Origin of the sequence: Billgrantia antri, assembly GCF_019430905.1 — a bacterium.
Taxonomy (GTDB): Bacteria; Pseudomonadota; Gammaproteobacteria; order Pseudomonadales; family Halomonadaceae; genus Halomonas; species Halomonas antri.
In genome coordinates, this window is the sequence record NZ_JAHYCA010000001.1 from 291313 (window position 1) to 308065 (window position 16753).

Here is a 16753-nt window from a genome sequence, read left to right on the forward strand (position 1 = left end):
CGTCTCAGTAGGGGTAATCGCCACCGGCCACCACGGCAGCCGTCACGGTAATCTCTACCTTGAGCTCATCGGCAGGCATGGGCGCACAGACGCAGGTGCGCGCCGGAGCATGGCCGGTGGGCACCCAGGCGTCCCACACCGCGTTCATGGCGGCGAAGTCGTGGCCGTCCTTGAGGTAGACCGTCGCCGTCAACAAATGCTCACGATCGGAGCCGATCTCGGCCAGCAGCGCATCCACTCGGGCCAGCATGCTCTCGGTCTGCTCGGTGATGTCGCCGTGACGCGCCTCGGGTCCGGCCACCTGGCCACATAGGTAAGCGATGCCGTTATGAATCACGGCGCGGCTCATGCGCGCCTTGGTGTCGTGACGAACGATGGTCATTGATGGTCTCCGCTGACGATGAAAAGCTGAAATGACTGTTGCTAAAGGCTACCTCTCTTCACCGAGGATGAGTACTCCCACGACGGTATGGTGCGATTATCGTTATATATGGCAGTATACGGCGAATCGCTATATCCGAACGAACATGACGACCTGAGCCGCAGCGGCATCCACTCGACAGCGGGAGCAGCACCGTGCAAGCCATTTTCAAACGCCTTTTGATGAGTGTGGCTGCCCTCGGGATGAGCCTCGCCTTGACCATGGCCCAGGCCGAGCAGGAGCCGACCCGCATCGCGGCGGCAGCCAGCCTGCGGGCCGTGATGGATGAGCTCGTTGCCACCTATCGGACGCAACATCCCGCGGCGAGCCTCGAGGCGGTGTATGGCGCTTCGGGCAGCCTGCGAGCCCAGATCGAGAACGGTGCCCCCTTCGACCTGTTCTTCTCTGCCGACATGGCTTTTCCCCAGGCTCTGGAGGCGGGTGGCCACGCCGCGGGAGACGTCACTCCATATGCCGAGGGTCGCCTGGTGCTGTGGAGCGAGGATATCGACGCTTCGACACTGACGCTGGGCGAGCTCGCCGATGCGCGTTTCCGGCGTATCGCCATCGCCAATCCCCGCCATGCCCCCTACGGCGCGCGCGCCGAGGAGGCACTGCGCGCCAGCGGCCTATGGCAAACGCTGGAGCCAAAACTGGTATTCGGTGAGAATATCGGCCAGGCGCTGCAGATGGTGCATAGCGGTGCGGCAAACGTGGGAATCCTGGCACTGGCCCAGATGCACGCATCGTCCATGCGGGGATCGACCTTCCACCTCATCGACTCTAGCCTGCATCAGCCGCTGGAGAACGGCTTCATCATTACCCGCCGGGGCGGTGACGACCCCACCGCCAGGGGCTTCGCCGACTTCATGCAAAGCCCCGAGGCGCAACGGATCCTCGAAGCCTACGGATTCTCCATGCCACGTGGCGACTGAGGCCCCGTGAAGACTGAGAGGTCACGATGTTAGGCTTGACGTCCTCCGACTGGGAGGCTCTGCGACTGACCCTACGCCTGGCCCTGATCAGCACTGGCCTGCTGCTGGTGCTGTGCCTGCCGCTGGCCTGGTGGCTGGCCCATACCCAGCGGCGCATCAAGGTGGTCATAGAAGCCCTGGTGGCCTTGCCGCTGGTGCTGCCGCCGACGGTGATCGGCTTCTACCTGCTGATCCTGCTTGGGCCTCGCGGCGTCGTGGGCGGCACCCTGGAGCGCCTGGGCGTGGGCCATCTGGCCTTCACCTTTACCGGGTTGGTGATCGGTTCGATGATCTATTCGCTGCCCTTCGTGGTGCAGCCGCTGCAGAACGCCTTCCAGGCCATGGGGCGCCGCCCCCTGGAGGTGGCCGCGACCCTGCGGGCCGGGCCCTTCGATCGCCTGCTGTCGGTGGTGCTGCCGCTGTCGCGGCAGGGCCTGCTTACCGCGGCGGTGCTTTCCTTTGCGCATACGCTGGGTGAATTCGGCGTACTGCTGATGATCGGCGGCGGCATTCCGGGCCAGACCCAGGTGGCCTCGATTGCCATCTACAGCCATGTCGAAGCCTTGGACTACGCCTCGGCGCACCGCCTGTCGCTGTTCCTAATGCTGGTGGCCTTTACGCTGCTGACCTGCATCTACGCCCTCAACCGGCGCTTCAAGGTCGTGGGGGTGATGCCATGAGTGTATCGGGTACCTTGCGGTTGAAGCGCGGCGACTTCGAACTCGAGGCCGAACTGGAACTTCCCGAGCGCGGGGTCACCGCGCTGTTCGGCCGCTCCGGCTCGGGCAAGACCACCCTATTGCGCTGCCTGGCCGGGCTCGAGCGTGGTGAGGGTTGGCTTTCGGTCAATGGCTGCCGCTGGCAGCATGGCCGGCACTTTCTGCCGGTGCACCGCCGCCCCCTGGGCTACGTGTTCCAGGAAGCCAGCCTGTTTCCCCATCTGCGGGTACGCGACAACCTGCGCTACGGCTACCGGCGGGTTGCTGCCGGCCAGCGCCGCGTCGACTTCGACGAGACCGTGCACCTGCTCGGCGTCGAGGCGCTGCTCGACCGGCACCCGCACGCGCTCTCCGGCGGCCAGCGCCAGCGCGTGGCCATCGCCCGGGCGCTGCTCGCCAGCCCCCGCCTGCTGCTGATGGACGAGCCCATGGCCTCACTCGATGCAGCCAGCAAGGCGGAGATCCTGCCCTACCTAGAGCGGCTGCACACGCACCTGGAAATCCCGGTGGTCTACGTCAGCCATGCCTTGGAGGAGGTGGCTCGGCTGGCCGATTACCTGGTACTGCTGGAGGCGGGCCGGGTGCTGGCCGCGGGCCCCCTGCACGAACTGCTGGTGCGCAGCGACCTGCCGCTGTCGCATGCCGATAATGCCGCCGCCGTGCTGGAGGCACGGGTCCTGGAATGCGATGCCGTGCAGCAGGTGATAGCGCTGGAGTGTGGCGCGGGGCGGTTATGGCTCTCCCACCCACCGGCCCCCACTGGCACGCCACTGCGGGTCAGCGTCAAGGCTCGGGATGTGGTGATCTCCCTCACCCCACCCCAGGATTCGAGCGTGCTCAACTGCCTGCCGGCACGTATCAGCGAGATTGCCGACGATCCCCATCCGGGTCATCTGCTGGTGCGCCTGACGATCGGCGACCAGACCCTGATCTCCCGCATTACCCGCGAAGCGGCAAAACGCCTGGCACTGGTCGTCGGTCAGCCGGTCTACGCCCAACTACGAGGAGCTGCCCTGTCGTGACGCCTCCGTTGTCGGGCTCGCCCGCGGCTTACCAGGGCGCAGGTGAGAAAATGTTCAATCCGATGGTGGCGAGGGGGCAAGCAGCGAGGCGAAGTCCTCCATCTCTTTCGCCACCGCCTCACTGGCGATGCGCTGCATGCGTTGATAACGCGCCAGGACCTCTTCGCCGAACGGAGTGATCCTGGCGCCGCCACCGCCCTTGCCACCGGTGGCGGTATTGACCAGCGGTGCCTTGAAGCACTGATTCATGGTATCCACCAGCAGCCAGGCACGCCGGTAGCTCATCCCCATCTGGCGGGCCGCCGCGGAGATCGAACCGGTCTCGGCGATGGCCTCGAGCAACTGCACCTTGCCTGGGCCCATGGCGATAGCATGGCCCAATTGAATGCGCAGGCGAGGGGTCATCGGGTCGTGGGCGGCCACGGTGCGACTCCATAGGGCAATTTCCGCTGGATGGTAGCATCACTCACCGATAACGGCATGGCCGTGGCGCTTGCCGCCGCTACCTGGTGTGGCGGCACTAGACTCCGATGGACGTCGGCCTCGCTGCCATACCGCAAACTGCTATCATGCCGGCTTCCACTTTCTGCCTTTTCACTTGCCATCGCTCAGGGAGGGCGCAATGGGCTATCGTACCCTGCTGCGGGACCACCGGGGATTGCTGGGAATCTGCTTCCTGGCCATGTTCACCTCGAGTCTCGGCCAGAGCTTCTTCATCGGCCTGTTCCAGGCGCCAATCAGCGAGCGACTCGGGTTCACCCAGGGGGCAATTCGGCACTGCCTATGCGCTGGTCACGCTGATTTCCGGTTTCGCCGTGCTGCGCCTGGGGCCGAGCATCGACTGGGTATCACCGCGGCGCTTCGCCCTCCTGGTCATGGCGGCACTGGCCGCAGGCGTGCTGCTGCTGACGCTTTCGCCCTGGTGGGGCCTGGGGCTGTTGGGGCTGGGGCTGGTGCGCTTTTGCGGTCAGGGTATGATGACGCACCTGGGCAACACTCTGGCCGGACGCGAGTTCGTCAGCATGCGTGGGCGTGCTCTGGGCCTCGTCAGCATGGGCATGATGCTCGGCGAGACGCTGCTGCCGCCGCTGATCGCGGCGCTGCTGGTATGGCTCGGCTGGCGCGAGCTATGGTGGCTGTTCGGCCTGGTGCTGGCGGCCTTATGGCTGCCGCTGCTGCTGCGCGGCCCCTGGCCCGCGGCGCCCGGGCAGCGCCCCGCCCGCGGCCATCGACCCAGCGGCCCCCGCCCTTTTCGCGACGTCCGCTTCTGGCGTCTGCTGCCGCTGCTGATGACACTGCCGATCACCATGACCGGGCTGTTCATCTACCAGGCAGCGATGACCCGCGACCTGGGAAGCACCCTCGCCGTCTATGCCCTCGCCTTGACCGGCATGGGCCTGGCCAAGCTGCCCGGCGCGCTGCTCGGTGGCCGCTGGGTCGATCGCCTGGGCCCGGTGCGCCTGGCGCGCCTCTACCTGCTGCCCTACGCCCTGGCGCTAGGTCTCGCCATCACTTTCGGTGGCCATCTCGGCGTGTGGGCGCTGATGGTAGGCGGCGGGCTCGCCATGGGCTCACAGGAGTCGATCGCCACCAGCCTGCTGGTGCGTATCTGGGGGGCCGAGCACCTCGGTACGGTGCGCGCTACGCTGAGCGCCGCCATGGTCTTTGCCACCGGTCTGGCCCCGGCGTTGCTGGGTATCGCGCTCGATCTCGGCGCGCACTTCTCGTTCATTCTGGCCGGCATGCTGGCCTTTCTCGTTTTCGGCTGGTGGCTCGCCCAGGGCGTCCTACGCAGCCCCGAGGCGCGCGGAGAGTGACACGACGACGCCGGCTCCAGGCCGGCGTCGTGAGGGATTGATAAATCTGCCTAGCGCAACAGCAGCACCGGTACCTTGGCCCGTCGCAGCATGGCGGTAGTGGTACTGCCCACCAGCAGGTGACGAATGCGCGAGTGGCCGTAGGCACCCATCACCAGCAGGTCGATGGCATTTTCCTCCTGGTAGACGCGCAGGGTCTCCTCCACCTCGCCGGCGCGAATTGCGCCTTCTGCCTCGTGGCCGGCCTCGCGCAGTGCGGCCAGTGCCCAGTCGAGCTGCGAGCGGTTGTCTCCGGTCTCGGCGCCGACGATTACCACGTGCACCGGGATACCGTTGAACAGCGGGCTCTTGGCTAGCATCTCGACGCCCTTGCGGGTGGTCTTGCTGCCGTCGAAGGCAAGCATCACCCGTTCGGGACGCTTGAAGGTCTCCGGCGCCATCAGGATCGGCCGGTGCATGGTGCGCACTACCCGCTCCAGGTTGGAGCCCAGGTGCTCGCTGGCCCGATGGGCGGTCTCGCCGCGCTTGCCCAGCACCAGCAGGCGAATCTCGTCCTCCAGTTCGGCCAGGGTCTCGACCAGGGTGCCGTTGCGCTGGCGCGTACCCGGCTCAGCCACGCCGTCCTCGACTGCACGTTCCCGGGCCGCCTGGAGCATCAGTCGGCCCTGCTCCTGGGCCACCTTGGCGCGCTGTTCGTCGAGCTGCGAGAGCTCCTCGAGCAGGTGCTCGCGGGAGCCCAGGCCGATGTTGCCGGAGAGGTCCGCCTCGGCGGTCTGCGGGTGGTTGTCCACCACGTGCAGGAAGGTCAGCGGCGCACCCAGCGCCAGGCTGGCCCAGGCGGCGTAGTCGCACACCCCGGTGGAGAACTGCGAGCCGTCGATGGCGGCCATTACCTGTTCTGTCATCGTGTCGTTTCCCATGCTGGCATTGCCGTCGTGGCGCTCAAGTACGCTGCGACGCTCGATTCGACCCAGCGGGCCGCGGCTCCTTCAAGAGGAGCACCGGCCCGCGATTGACGTCAATGGCCGCCCATCAACTTTTCCACGGCAGCCGGGTCATCGTGGATGGCATAGCGGTCGACGATGGTGGCGCTGGCCTCGTTGAGCCCGATCAGCTCCACTTCGGTGCCCTCGCGGCGGAACTTGATCACTACCCGATCCAGCGTCTGAACCGCGGTGATGTCCCAGAAGTGCGCACGCGACAGATCGATGGTGACCTTCTGTACGGTTTCCTTGAAGTCGAAGGCATTGCCGAAGCGCTCCGAGGAAGCGAAGAACACCTGCCCTACCACCCGATAGATGCGATGATTTCCCTTTCCTGCTTCTTCGGAGCCGATGTAGAGGATGTTGCCAACCTTGTTGGCGAAGAACATGGCCGCGAGCAGCACGCCGACGAATACGCCCATGGCCAGGTTGTGAGTGCCCACGGTTACTGCCACCGTGGCCAGCATCACGACGTTGGTGCTCATGGGATGCTTCTTAAGATCGCGAATCGAAGCCCAGCTGAAGGTGCCAATAGAGACCATGATCATCACCGCCACCAGCGCGGCCATGGGAATCTGCGACACCCAATCGGCGAGGAACACCACCAAGATCAGCAGCAGCACGCCAGCCACCAGCGTGGAGAGCCGCCCGCGGCCACCCGACTTCACGTTGATAACCGACTGGCCGATCATCGCACAGCCAGCCATGCCGCCCAGCAGGCCGGCGCCGATGTTGGCGACCCCCTGCCCCTTGCACTCGCGGTTCTTGTCACTTGGCGTATCGGTCAGGTCGTCGACGATGGTGGCAGTCATCATCGACTCCAGCAGACCTACCACGGCGAGCATCACCGAGTAGGGCAGGATGATCCACAGCGTCTCGAGGGTCAGCGGCACGTCGGGCCACAGGAAGACCGGCAGGGTATCGGGCAGCTCACCCATGTCGCCGACGGTGCGGATGTCCATGCCGCTGATCATGTAGACGGCGGTGAGCACCACGATGCACACCAGCGGCGAGGGAATCGTCTTGCCGATCCTGGGCACGTAGGGGAACAGGTAGATGATGCCGAGCCCGGCCGCTGTCATGGCATAGACATGCCAGGTCACACCGGTAAGCTCCGGCAGCTGGGCCATGAAGATCAGGATCGCCAGGGCGTTGACGAAACCGGTGACCACCGAGCGTGAGACGAAACGCATCAGGTCGGCCAGCTTGAGGTAGCCGGCCACGATCTGCAGCACCCCGGTGAGCAGGGTCGCGGCCAGCAGGTACTCGAGGCCATGATCGCGCACCAGGGTAACCATCAGCAGCGCCATGGCGCCGGTAGCCGCCGAGATCATCCCCGGGCGTCCACCGGCGAAGGCGATGATCACGGCGATACAGAACGAGGCGTAGAGCCCCACCTTGGGGTCGACGCCGGCAATGATGGAGAAGGCGATGGCCTCGGGAATCAGGGCCAGCGCGACCACGATGCCGGCGAGGGTGTCGCCCTTGATGTTGGAGAACCAGTCTTGCTTGATGGAGCGGATCATTCTTCGGTCCAGTCGGTGGTTTTTCATTTCCAGCTGGCATCGGGCCAGATGGCGCCAGGGGTCGTTCGAGCGCTCTCCCGGCCACGCGTCGACGACGACGCAACGTGTGAAGTCGCGCAGTTGAAACGTTGAATTCGGTCAGGCAGCTCGGCACATCAGAATGATGTCGAGCAGTGACGTGCCGATGACGGCAGCGTCGGAGGAAGGCAGCGCTAGGGCGGCGTGGCCAGCCCGGTCGGAGGAGTCAGCACGTTGCGTCGCATCCATGGCCAGAAACTTGGGCGGCCTAGACTTTCGTCTAACACACGAACCCGATAGGAGGCCGAATACTAACAGAGTTCTCGCTCTGCTGCATCCCGCCCCCGCAAGCGCCGTTCCAGCCGGCGTTCGTAAAGCCCCTTGGCCAGCAGCGTGCCGAGCACCAGGGCGCCACCGATCAGCGCCACCGGCGCCGGCCGCTCGCCGAGAATCCACCACACCCACAGCGTACCCACCACCACTTCGAGCAGCATCAGCAGGCCCACCTCGGCAGCAGGAAGGTAGAGCGGCCCGCGCTGGATCAGGGTGAAGCCCAGCGGCAGCAGCATCAGGCACAGCAGCACGAGCAATAGCAGGCTATCCGTCGATGGCAGCGCAATTCCGCCTTCGGCCAGGCCGAAAGAGGCCGCTATGGCCGCGACGATGAGGCCGGACAAGGTCAGCATGGGGCTCATGTCGACGCTGGGGCGGGTGCGGCAGAGAGTAAAATTGGCCGCCAGTGCCGTCGCTGCCAGCAGCGCGAAGCCGTTGCCGACCCACGAGCCGACACCGGTATCGTCGAGCACGATCAGCGAGGTGCCGACCAGGCACAGCCAGATGGCGAGCCAGGTGCGGCGCGGCAGCCGCTCGCCGAGAAACAGGCGAGAGAACAGCGCGGCGATGAGCGGCGCCCCGGCCAGGATCATCAGCACGTTGCCGCCCTTGGTGTACTGATTGCCGAGCACGAAGCCGAAGGTGGAGAGACTGAACAGCAGCGCCACGCCGATGCCGGTCCAGCCGCAGCGGCGATAGGCATCGACGGTGCCGGCCCCATGGCGGACCAGCATGATGATGACGAAGCCCAGCGCAGTGAGCAGTCCGCGCCATAGCAGAATCTCGCCGTCGGGCAGGCCGATCAGCTTGATCAACAGGGCATCGGGAGAAATGATCAAGGCACCGCCGCCGGTCAGCAGCAGCCCCTGCTGGCGGTGCGAGAGGGAATGAATCAAGGCGACCTCGGCATCCGTAAGGTCGCCTCAGGATGCCACGCCCAGGCGGGCGTGGCACGTCGAACTCAGCCTTCGCCGAGATCGTTCGGTCGCCCTTCGTCGGTTCTGGCTCGCGCCGCCGGCGAGGCCTGCATGTGCCGAAACGCCTCCATGATGTCCATCGGCAGGGGAAAGACGATGGTCGAGGCGTTCTTGTTGCTCATGTCGCTCATGGTCTGCAGGTAGCGCAGCTGCAGCGCGGCGGAGTTCTCTGCCATCACGTTGGCCGCCTCGACCAGCTTCCGCGAGGCCTGCAGCTCGCCCTCGGCATGGATCACCTTGGCCCGCCGCTCGCGCTCGGCCTCGGCCTGGCGGGCGATGGCACGGATCATGCTCTCGTCCAGATCGACATGCTTGATCTCGACGTTGGCGACCTTGATCCCCCACTCCTCGGTCTGGGCATCGATGATCTCCTGGATGTCGTCGTTGAGCTTGTCGCGCTCGGAGAGCATCTCGTCGAGATCGTGCTTGCCGAGCACCGAACGCAACGTGGTCTGGGCCAGCTGGCTGGTGGCGAGGGTGTAGTTCTCCACCTGTATTATCGCCTTCTCGGGGTCGACCACGCGGAAGTAGAGCACGGCATTGACCTTGACCGTGACGTTGTCCTGTGAAATGACGTCCTGCTCCGGCACGTCCATGGTGATCACGCGCAGGTCCACCACGCTCATCTGCTGGATCCCGGGGATCACGATGATCAGCCCCGGCCCCTTCACCGACTGGAAGCGGCCGAGGAAGAAGATCACGCCACGCTTGTATTCCGGCAGGATGCGGATCGACGCGGCGATCAGCAGGAACAACAGAACGACTGGCACGAGATAGGAAATCATCATGAGCACGCTCCTCGGTATGTCAGGCTCCGATGTGTCATAGGCTGGATGGGTGCTGGTCGCGATTCCGTCACGCTCACGGCGTCGACCGCTCGATGGGCTCGACCCTGAGCGTCAGCCCATCGACCGCCACCACCCGAACCTCCTGGCCACGCTTCAAGGCGGCATCGCTGCGAGCATTCCAACGCTCGCCCCGCAGGCGCACGTGACCCTCTTGCTCGAAGTCTTCCAGCGCCACCGCCTGACTGCCGACGAGCTGTTCCTGGCCGGTGCGGGCTGGGCGCCGACGCAGGCCGACGAAGCGCACCATGACCCACAGCATGATCCCCGCTGCCAGCAGGGCGATGCCGCCGATGAGAGGAAGGGAAACTGCCAGCTGTTCTGAGTCCATCAGCATCACCGAACCGATCACGAAAGAGACGATGCCTCCCATGCCTAGGATGCCGAAGCTGGGCATCAGCGCCTCGCCGACGATCAGCCCGAGGCCGACCAGGATAAGCGCCAGGCCGGCGTAGTTGATCGGCAACAACTGGAAAGCGAAAAGCGCCAGCAGCAGCGAGATCACGCCGATGGTGCCAGGCACCAGGGCTCCCGGGTTGGAGAGTTCGAAGATCAGCCCGTAGAAGCCGATGATCATCAGGAAGTAGGCGACGTTGGGGTTGGTGATGACCTGCAGCAGCTCGGTGCGCCAGTCGGGGTCGAAGCGCTCCAGTGCCAGGTCGGCCGTCTGCAGGGTCCGCGATCCCTGGTCCATCACGACCTCCCGGCCATCGATCTGGGCCAGCAGGTCGTCGATGTCGTTGGCCACCACGTCGATCACGTCTTGCTCGAGGGCTTCGCGTGAGTTCAGGTTGACCGCCTCGCGCACCGCCTGCTCGGCCCAGTCGGCGTTGCGCCCGTGGCGCTCGGCCAGGCTGCGAATGTAGGAGACGGCATCCTCGAGTACCTTGCGTTCCATGGCGGTCTCGCCGCGCCGGGTGGAATCCGCTGGGGACTCACCGGTCTCGCCGCCTGCACTGTCTGCCTGCTCATCGCCGGAGTCTTCGTCGCTTTCCCCGGCATCGGTCGCATCCTCGGCGGGCGCCTCCTCTTCGGGACCGTCCATGCCGGGCAACCCGCCGCCACCCATCTGCACGGGGGTGGCCGAACCAAGATGGGTCGCCGGGGCCATCGCGGCCACGTGGCTGCCGTAGAGCAGGTAGGTGCCGGCGCTGGCGGCACGTGCGCCGCTGGGCGAGACATAGATGGCAACGGGGACCTTGGATCCCAGCATGGCACGTATCATGCTGCGCATGGAGGCATCGAGCCCGCCCGGGGTATCCATCTGCACGACCACGAGTTCGGCGTCACGCTTCTCCGCGCGCCTGAGGCCACGCTCGAAGTAGTCGCCGGTAGCCGGCCCGATGGCGCCGTCCACGGTCATGACCATGGCGATGCGCTCACTCTCCTGGGCCTGACTCTGCCACGCCAGCATGCCTCCGAGCGCCAGGCACAGCAGGCTCATCCACAGCACGAGGCAACGACAGAGGGCGACACGGCGTACGCTCATGGTGAGCTTCCTCGCATCGTGATGAGGGTGGCCTTTCAAGGCCTGCCACTGATACAGCAACTCCTGAATTCAGATTAGCAGGCCTCGCCATGGGACGCCGCGTCGACTTCTTCTGACCGCCGCTCAGAGGTTGTGCGGTTCTCCCGTGAAGCGTCGCTGCACCTCGACCATATAGGCAGCAAGCGAGGTCAGCTTATCGCTCCCCCACTCCAGTGGCTCGGCGGCCATCGGCGCCACCATGCAGATCTGCACCATCTCGTCGGCATGCACCTGGGCCATGCCGAACTGGTTCTCCGCCATGCCCACTTGATGCGGAAAAGGCTGTTCGAAGGTCGCGGCATAGCCTCGGTCGTCGCCGTCGCTGCCGTGGCAGCTGGCACAGGAAAGCCCGTTGGTGCTGAGCGAGGTGTCGTAATAGAGCGCCTCGCCCTGCGCCAGCAGTTCAGCGTCGTTCTCACCGTCCTCGCTGTAAGCTGGCGAGTAGCCCTCGGGGCGCTGGACGTCGCTCATGTCGCCCTCGGCGTCACCTTCTGCCTCCGCTTCGGCCTCTCCTTCCGCTTCAGCCTCGGCGCTACCTTCTGCTTCTGCCTCAGCTTGATCCTCTGCATTTCCTTCCGCCTCGGCTTCCGCTTCGGCCTCGGCTTCCGCTTCGGCCTCGGCTTCCGCTTCGGCCTCGGCATGGGCGCTGGACACCAGCCAGGCTGTCTCGCTCAACTCGGCCATCACCTTGCCCACTCGGCCGGGGGGCCACTCGGAACCAGCCTGCAAGGCCACTCCTCCCCCTACCGCCAGCATCAGCGCCGGCGCCGTATAGGCCAGCCGGCGGCTGAGATGCCCGAGCAGCTGCCGTCTCTTGCCGTCATTGTCATATGACATGGGGACTACCTCCGTGATGTGACATGTCGGGGACATCTCGCGAATGTCGCCGCTGTTCGTCAGCGGTAAGGCTCTGTCGCCCAGCCCGGCTCCGCCTTACACAACTTGGCGGGAGCAAGAGAAAATGTGTAAGGATGGCAGCAGCTTCGCGACCATGTGGATACGCTCATGAACGTACGATCCACCCTAATGAGGAATGCGTCGATGTCGCTGCGTCTACTGTGTGCCTTGCCACTGGCTGCCATGCTGGCCTTCCCGCTCCACGCGGCCTCCGCCCCGCAGGAGTGGGAGAGCGTGCTCGAAGAGGCACGCGGCCAGACCGTCTACTGGCACGCCTGGGCGGGCGACACGCGGGTCAACGACTACATCGCCTGGGTCAAGAGCCGCGTACGGGCCGAGCACGACATCGAGCTGGTACACGTCAAGATCGACGACACCGGCTCCGCCGTCTCGCGGGTCCTGGCCGAGCGCAGCGCGGGCAATCACGACGACGGCAGCGTCGATCTCATCTGGATCAACGGCGAGAACTTCGCCGCCATGAAAGAGAACGCGCTGCTCTACGGCCCCTTCGCCGAGCAGCTACCGAACTTCGCCCTGACCCACCCCGAGCACAATCCCGAGGTGGTCAATGACTTCACGCTGCCCACGGAAGGCTACGAGTCGCCCTGGGGCAAGGCGCAGCTCACCTTCTACTACGACGCGGCGGAACTCGACGAAGCGCCGCCACGCGGTATGGCGCAGCTGCTCGCCTGGGCCGAAGCCAATCCTGGGCGCTTCGCCTATCCGCGCATTCCCGACTTCCTCGGCAGCACCTTTCTCAAGCAGGCGCTCGTCGCCCTGGCCGACGATAGCGACGCTCTCTACGAACCGGTGGCGCAGAGCGATTTCGAGACCGTCACGGCCCCGCTGTGGCACTACCTCGACGCCCTGCACCCCCACCTGTGGCGCAGCGGCCGGCAATTCCCCGCCAATGGTCCCGAGCTGCGCAGCCTGATGGCCGATGGCGAACTGGCGCTGGCCTTCACCTTCAACCCGGCGGAGCCGGCCGCCGCGGTGGCCGACTTCGAGCTACCCGAGTCGACCCGTAGCTACGTACTCGACGGCGGCACCCTGGGCAACGTGCACTTCGTCGCCATTCCCTACAATTCCCCCCGCCGGGCCGGCGCCATGGTCGTGGCCAACTTCCTGCTCTCGCCCGAAGCCCAGGCACGCAAGCAGGATCTCGCGGTGTGGGGCGACCCCACCGTGCTCGACGTGGCACGCCTCGATGGCGAGAGCCGCGCACTTTTCGAGCAGCAGAGCGACAATCCTGCCCTGCTGGCGCCGGAAGCCCTGGCCGAGACCCTGCCGGAACCGCACCCGAGCTGGATGACGGCGCTGCAGGACGCCTGGCAGGCACGCTACGTCGGTCGCTAGGCTCTGTCTGAAAAGTCGACGAGCGAAGGTCAGACAAGGCAAAAATCGTCGAAAAGACGGAGTTTACGGGGTGTAAATGAGTACTTTGAGCCGATTTATAACGCGGTATGACCGAGTGCAGCCAGTTTTCGGACAGGGCCTAGGACACGCTGAAGATGGCCAGATGCACTCACCGACACCACCTGACGGCAGGTAACGCGCCCCGATGCTGCGCCTCGCCCCGCTGCTGATCGTCACGCTGCTGGTCGGCCCGATACTCGCCGGCCTGGCCATGGCGTTGCTGCCCGCCTTCGGCTACCTGCCGGCGCTGGGCGGCCATGGGTTCAGCCTGGATCCCTGGCGACAGCTCCTAGCCCAGCCGGGGCTGGCCCGCTCGGTGGGTGTGAGTTTCGCCAGCGGCCTGTTCACCACGGCCGTGTCACTTGCCGTGGTGCTGCTGTTCCTGGCCGGCGTGTCGGGCAGCCGACTGGATCGCTGGATTCGGCGGCTGGTCGCACCGCTGCTGTCGCTCCCCCATGCCGCCGCCGCCTTCGGCCTGGCATTCCTGATCGCCCCTTCGGGGTTGCTGGCCCGGTTGGTCTCGCCGGGGCTGACCGGTTGGCAGCGCCCCCCGGACCTGTTGATCGTCAACGATCCCTGGGGGCTCTCGCTGTTGGCCGGCCTCGTCATCAAGGAAACACCCTTTCTGCTGCTGATGTGCCTCGCCGCCCTGCCCCAGCTCGATGCGGAACGACGCGTGGCCATGGCCCGTTCGCTCGGTTATCGCCCCATGACGGCCTGGCTCAAGGTGGTCGCCCCTTCGCTCTACCCCTTGATACGACTGCCGGTCTTTGCCGTCATCGCCTATGCCACCTCGGTGGTCGACGTGGCACTGATTCTCGGCCCGACGCTGCCGCCGACGCTGGCGGTATCGATTCTCACCTGGTTCAACGACCCCGACCTCTCCCGGCGCTTCATGGCCTCGGCGGGCGCTGTGTTGCAGCTCGGCGTCACGGCGACGGCACTCATCGCCTGGTGTTGCCTCGAGCGCCTCGTCGCCCGGCTGGGGCGGCACTGGCTCGCCCGCGGCGGGCGCGGGCAGGGCGAGCGGCCGCTACGCCTGGCGGGCAAGGGGCTGATCCTGCTGGCCTCGCTTACCGCCTTCGTGGGTCTGGTCGGCCTCGCGCTCAGCTCGATCGCCGGCTTCTGGCGTTTCCCCGATGCCCTGCCCCAGAGCCTTACTGCAACTCACTGGCTGCGCGCCCTGCCCACCCTGACAGGACCGATTGCCACCACGGCGCTGATCGCCATCGGCACCACGCTGCTCGCCCTGAGCCTGACGCTGGCGGCGCTGGAAAACGAGCAGCGCAGCGGCCGCCGACCAGCCGAGGGCAAGCTGCTCTCGGCACTGACGCTGCTCTATCTGCCGTTGATCGTGCCGCAGATCGCCTTCCTGTTCGGCCTGGTAGTGGTCATGGAATCGCTGGGTACGCGGCCACGGCTATGGCTGGTGATCTTCGGCCACCTGCTGTTCGTATTGCCCTACGCGTTCCTGTCACTTGCCGAAGCCTACCGCCGTTTCGATCCGCGCTGGACGCAGCTGGCGCTGAGCCTGGGTGCCTCGCGCAACGCTATTTTCTGGCGCGTGCGCCTGCCCATGCTGCTCGCACCGCTGCTCACCGCCGGCGCCGTGGGCCTGGCCGTCAGCATCGGCCAGTACCTGCCCACCCTGCTGCTCGGTGCCGGGCGCATCGCCACGGTGACCACCGAGGCGGTGTCTCTGGCCGCCGGCGGCAACCGGCGGGTGATCGGCGTGTGGGCACTGGTCCAGGCCAGCCTGCCGCTGGTGGGTTTCATCATCGCCGTGGGCCTGCCGCGGCTGCTGTGGTCCAACCGACGCGACATGAGGGGTTCGCCATGAGCGCAGGCCACCGCCTGGTGCTGGACGATGTCCGCATCATTCTGCAGGGCAACACACTGCTCGAACTCGACGCCGAGATCGGTCCCGGCGAGGTGTACACCGTGATGGGGCCATCCGGCTCCGGCAAGTCGACCCTGCTGGCCTACCTCGCGGGCTTTCTCGCGCCGGCCTTTCAGGCCAGCGGACGGGTTCTGCTCGACGGGCACGATATCAGCCGGCTGCCGGCGGAACGCCGCGGCATCGGCCTGCTGTTCCAGGATCCGCTGCTGTTTCCGCACCTCTCGGTGGCCGGCAACCTGCGCTTCGGCATGCCCCGTGCAGCGGCCGACAAGGCAGGGCGAATCGAGACGGCGTTGGAACGGGTCGGCCTGGCCGGCTTCGGTCAGCGCGACCCTGCGACGCTCTCGGGCGGCCAAAAGGCCCGCGTGGCCCTGATGCGCCTGCTGCTCTCGGCGCCCAGGGCGGTGCTACTCGATGAGCCCTTCTCCAAACTCGACCGGCCGCTACGCCACGACATGCGTCGGCTGGTCTTCGACCGGCTGCGCGAGGCGGGCTTGCCCAGCCTGCTCGTCACCCATGATAGGGAGGACGCCGAGGAGGCCGGCGGCCGGATGATCGAACTCAGCCACTGAGCATGTCCGAAGGCAACCTGTCCAACTCGCACCAGCGCAGGCAGTAGGGATCGAAACCATCGATCAGCTTGGGCTTGATGATCTGGAAGTAGGGCGAGAGGTCGAAATCACGTGGTGTAAAGAGAGAGTAGTGCCGCCTTGTCAGCAAGTTGCGACTTGCTCTGCCGACCGGCTGCATGCGACTCGTGGTGCCTTCGATAGGAAGGATGGGGTAGCGCACCGCCTGGAAGGCCTCAGCAATCAAGGTGGAGCAGATCGCCCGAGTCGGGTCGCCACTGCCCAGGGCCAGCATCTTCCGTCTCCAGCGTGCCGGCACCGGCGGGAGCGGCAGCAGGTAGCGCCCTAGATCGAAAATGTTGCGCAGATCGTAGCGATGCCCCACTCGACCGCAGGCAAAGCGCACCACTCTTTCGATATCCGCGGGCGAGAGCCCGACGGGGCGGCAGATTCGTAGCGGCATGCCGAGATATTCATCGAATCCCACCAACCTGACGCCTTCACCAAGATCGGCTTCGACGAAACAATCGCCTGGCCTCCCGCCGGCGCTCTGCGCCACTTCATACCCCACGAAGAGAGCAGCATGTGACCAGGAGGATTGGGTGAAATACTTGATGACGGTGCTCAACCGCGATGAGCCTTCCACCAGAAGAACATCGCCGGGTTGGAGACAGGCAAAGGCATCGCTTTCCAGACGCCCTTCGGCCTGATGCCAGGAACTCGGACAGGAGAGCCAGCAACTGAGCAGATAGCCGACCTGCTGAAACAAGGCGTTCATGGTATGGCCCTCCTTCGGAAACACTGCAAA

Annotated in this window: 16 protein-coding genes; 7 read left to right on the forward strand and 9 right to left on the reverse strand. The window is 65.7% G+C overall.

Annotated features, from left to right (window positions below; translation table 11 throughout):
* Window positions 1-4: 4 nt before the first annotated feature.
* Entirely contained in the window at window positions 5-382 is a 378-nt protein-coding gene (locus KPL81_RS01335; protein ID WP_219790370.1) for a RidA family protein, read from the reverse strand.
* Between the two features lie 194 nt (window positions 383-576).
* Here KPL81_RS01335 and modA point away from each other — a divergent pair, with 194 nt between their 5' ends.
* From modA to modC, 3 genes are read left to right on the forward strand one after another with little or no spacing between them, the layout of a single operon-like run.
* Window positions 577-1356 carry a molybdate ABC transporter substrate-binding protein gene (modA, locus tag KPL81_RS01340; protein ID WP_219790371.1) on the forward strand — a complete coding sequence of 260 codons (780 nt, stop codon included), beginning with the start codon at window positions 577-579 and terminating at the stop codon, window positions 1354-1356.
* Between the two features lie 26 nt (window positions 1357-1382).
* Window positions 1383-2075 (forward strand): molybdate ABC transporter permease subunit, encoded by a 693-nt coding sequence (gene modB / locus KPL81_RS01345; RefSeq protein WP_219790372.1) that lies wholly within the window; start codon window positions 1383-1385, stop codon window positions 2073-2075.
* Entirely contained in the window at window positions 2072-3136 is a 1065-nt protein-coding gene (gene modC, locus KPL81_RS01350; RefSeq protein ID WP_219790373.1) for a molybdenum ABC transporter ATP-binding protein, read from the forward strand. The genes modB and modC overlap by 4 nt, the downstream gene beginning before the upstream one ends.
* Window positions 3137-3190: 54 nt before the next feature.
* Here the strand turns inward: modC and KPL81_RS01355 are convergent, their stop codons facing one another.
* Complete coding sequence (locus KPL81_RS01355) at window positions 3191-3559, reverse strand: winged helix-turn-helix domain-containing protein (RefSeq protein ID WP_219790374.1); 369 nt, start codon at window positions 3557-3559, stop codon at window positions 3191-3193.
* 146 nt (window positions 3560-3705) lie between these two features.
* Here KPL81_RS01355 and KPL81_RS01360 point away from each other — a divergent pair, with 146 nt between their 5' ends.
* Window positions 3706-4953, forward strand: a complete 1248-nt coding sequence (locus KPL81_RS01360) for an MFS transporter (protein ID WP_240548999.1) — start codon at window positions 3706-3708, stop codon at window positions 4951-4953.
* Window positions 4954-5003: 50 nt separating this feature from the next.
* Here the strand turns inward: KPL81_RS01360 and KPL81_RS01365 are convergent, their stop codons facing one another.
* The 6 genes from KPL81_RS01365 to KPL81_RS01390 form a co-directional block, all read right to left on the reverse strand.
* Window positions 5004-5858, reverse strand: coding sequence for a universal stress protein (locus KPL81_RS01365; protein WP_219790375.1), 855 nt, complete (start codon window positions 5856-5858; stop codon window positions 5004-5006).
* Between the two features lie 113 nt (window positions 5859-5971).
* On the reverse strand, window positions 5972-7462 hold the full coding sequence (locus tag KPL81_RS01370) for a SulP family inorganic anion transporter (protein ID WP_219790376.1): 1491 nt from the start codon (window positions 7460-7462) through the stop codon (window positions 5972-5974).
* Window positions 7463-7791: 329 nt separating this feature from the next.
* The gene (locus KPL81_RS01375) at window positions 7792-8709 is read right to left on the reverse strand and encodes a DMT family transporter (RefSeq protein ID WP_219790377.1); all 918 of its coding nucleotides are present in this window, start codon (window positions 8707-8709) and stop codon (window positions 7792-7794) included.
* Between the two features lie 65 nt (window positions 8710-8774).
* On the reverse strand, window positions 8775-9578 hold the full coding sequence (locus tag KPL81_RS01380) for a slipin family protein (protein ID WP_209473624.1): 804 nt from the start codon (window positions 9576-9578) through the stop codon (window positions 8775-8777).
* A gap of 73 nt (window positions 9579-9651) precedes the next feature.
* Window positions 9652-11124: an NfeD family protein gene (locus KPL81_RS01385; protein WP_219790378.1), complete on the reverse strand. Its 1473-nt coding sequence runs from the start codon at window positions 11122-11124 to the stop codon at window positions 9652-9654.
* 123 nt (window positions 11125-11247) lie between these two features.
* Complete coding sequence (locus tag KPL81_RS01390) at window positions 11248-12000, reverse strand: cytochrome-c peroxidase (protein ID WP_219790379.1); 753 nt, start codon at window positions 11998-12000, stop codon at window positions 11248-11250.
* Window positions 12001-12204: 204 nt separating this feature from the next.
* Between KPL81_RS01390 and KPL81_RS01395 the strand changes: the two genes are divergently transcribed.
* From KPL81_RS01395 to KPL81_RS01405, 3 genes are all read left to right on the forward strand, one after another.
* Entirely contained in the window at window positions 12205-13416 is a 1212-nt protein-coding gene (locus tag KPL81_RS01395) for an ABC transporter substrate-binding protein (protein ID WP_240549000.1), read from the forward strand.
* Between the two features lie 205 nt (window positions 13417-13621).
* The gene (locus KPL81_RS01400) at window positions 13622-15316 is read left to right on the forward strand and encodes an ABC transporter permease (RefSeq protein WP_219790380.1); all 1695 of its coding nucleotides are present in this window, start codon (window positions 13622-13624) and stop codon (window positions 15314-15316) included.
* Entirely contained in the window at window positions 15313-15948 is a 636-nt protein-coding gene (locus KPL81_RS01405; RefSeq protein ID WP_219790381.1) for an ATP-binding cassette domain-containing protein, read from the forward strand. The genes KPL81_RS01400 and KPL81_RS01405 overlap by 4 nt, the downstream gene beginning before the upstream one ends.
* Here KPL81_RS01405 and KPL81_RS01410 read toward each other — a convergent pair.
* Window positions 15938-16723, reverse strand: coding sequence for a YiiX/YebB-like N1pC/P60 family cysteine hydrolase (locus tag KPL81_RS01410; RefSeq protein WP_219790382.1), 786 nt, complete (start codon window positions 16721-16723; stop codon window positions 15938-15940). The two genes, KPL81_RS01405 and KPL81_RS01410, sit on opposite strands and share 11 nt — an antisense overlap.
* Between the last annotated feature and the right edge of the window lie 30 nt (window positions 16724-16753).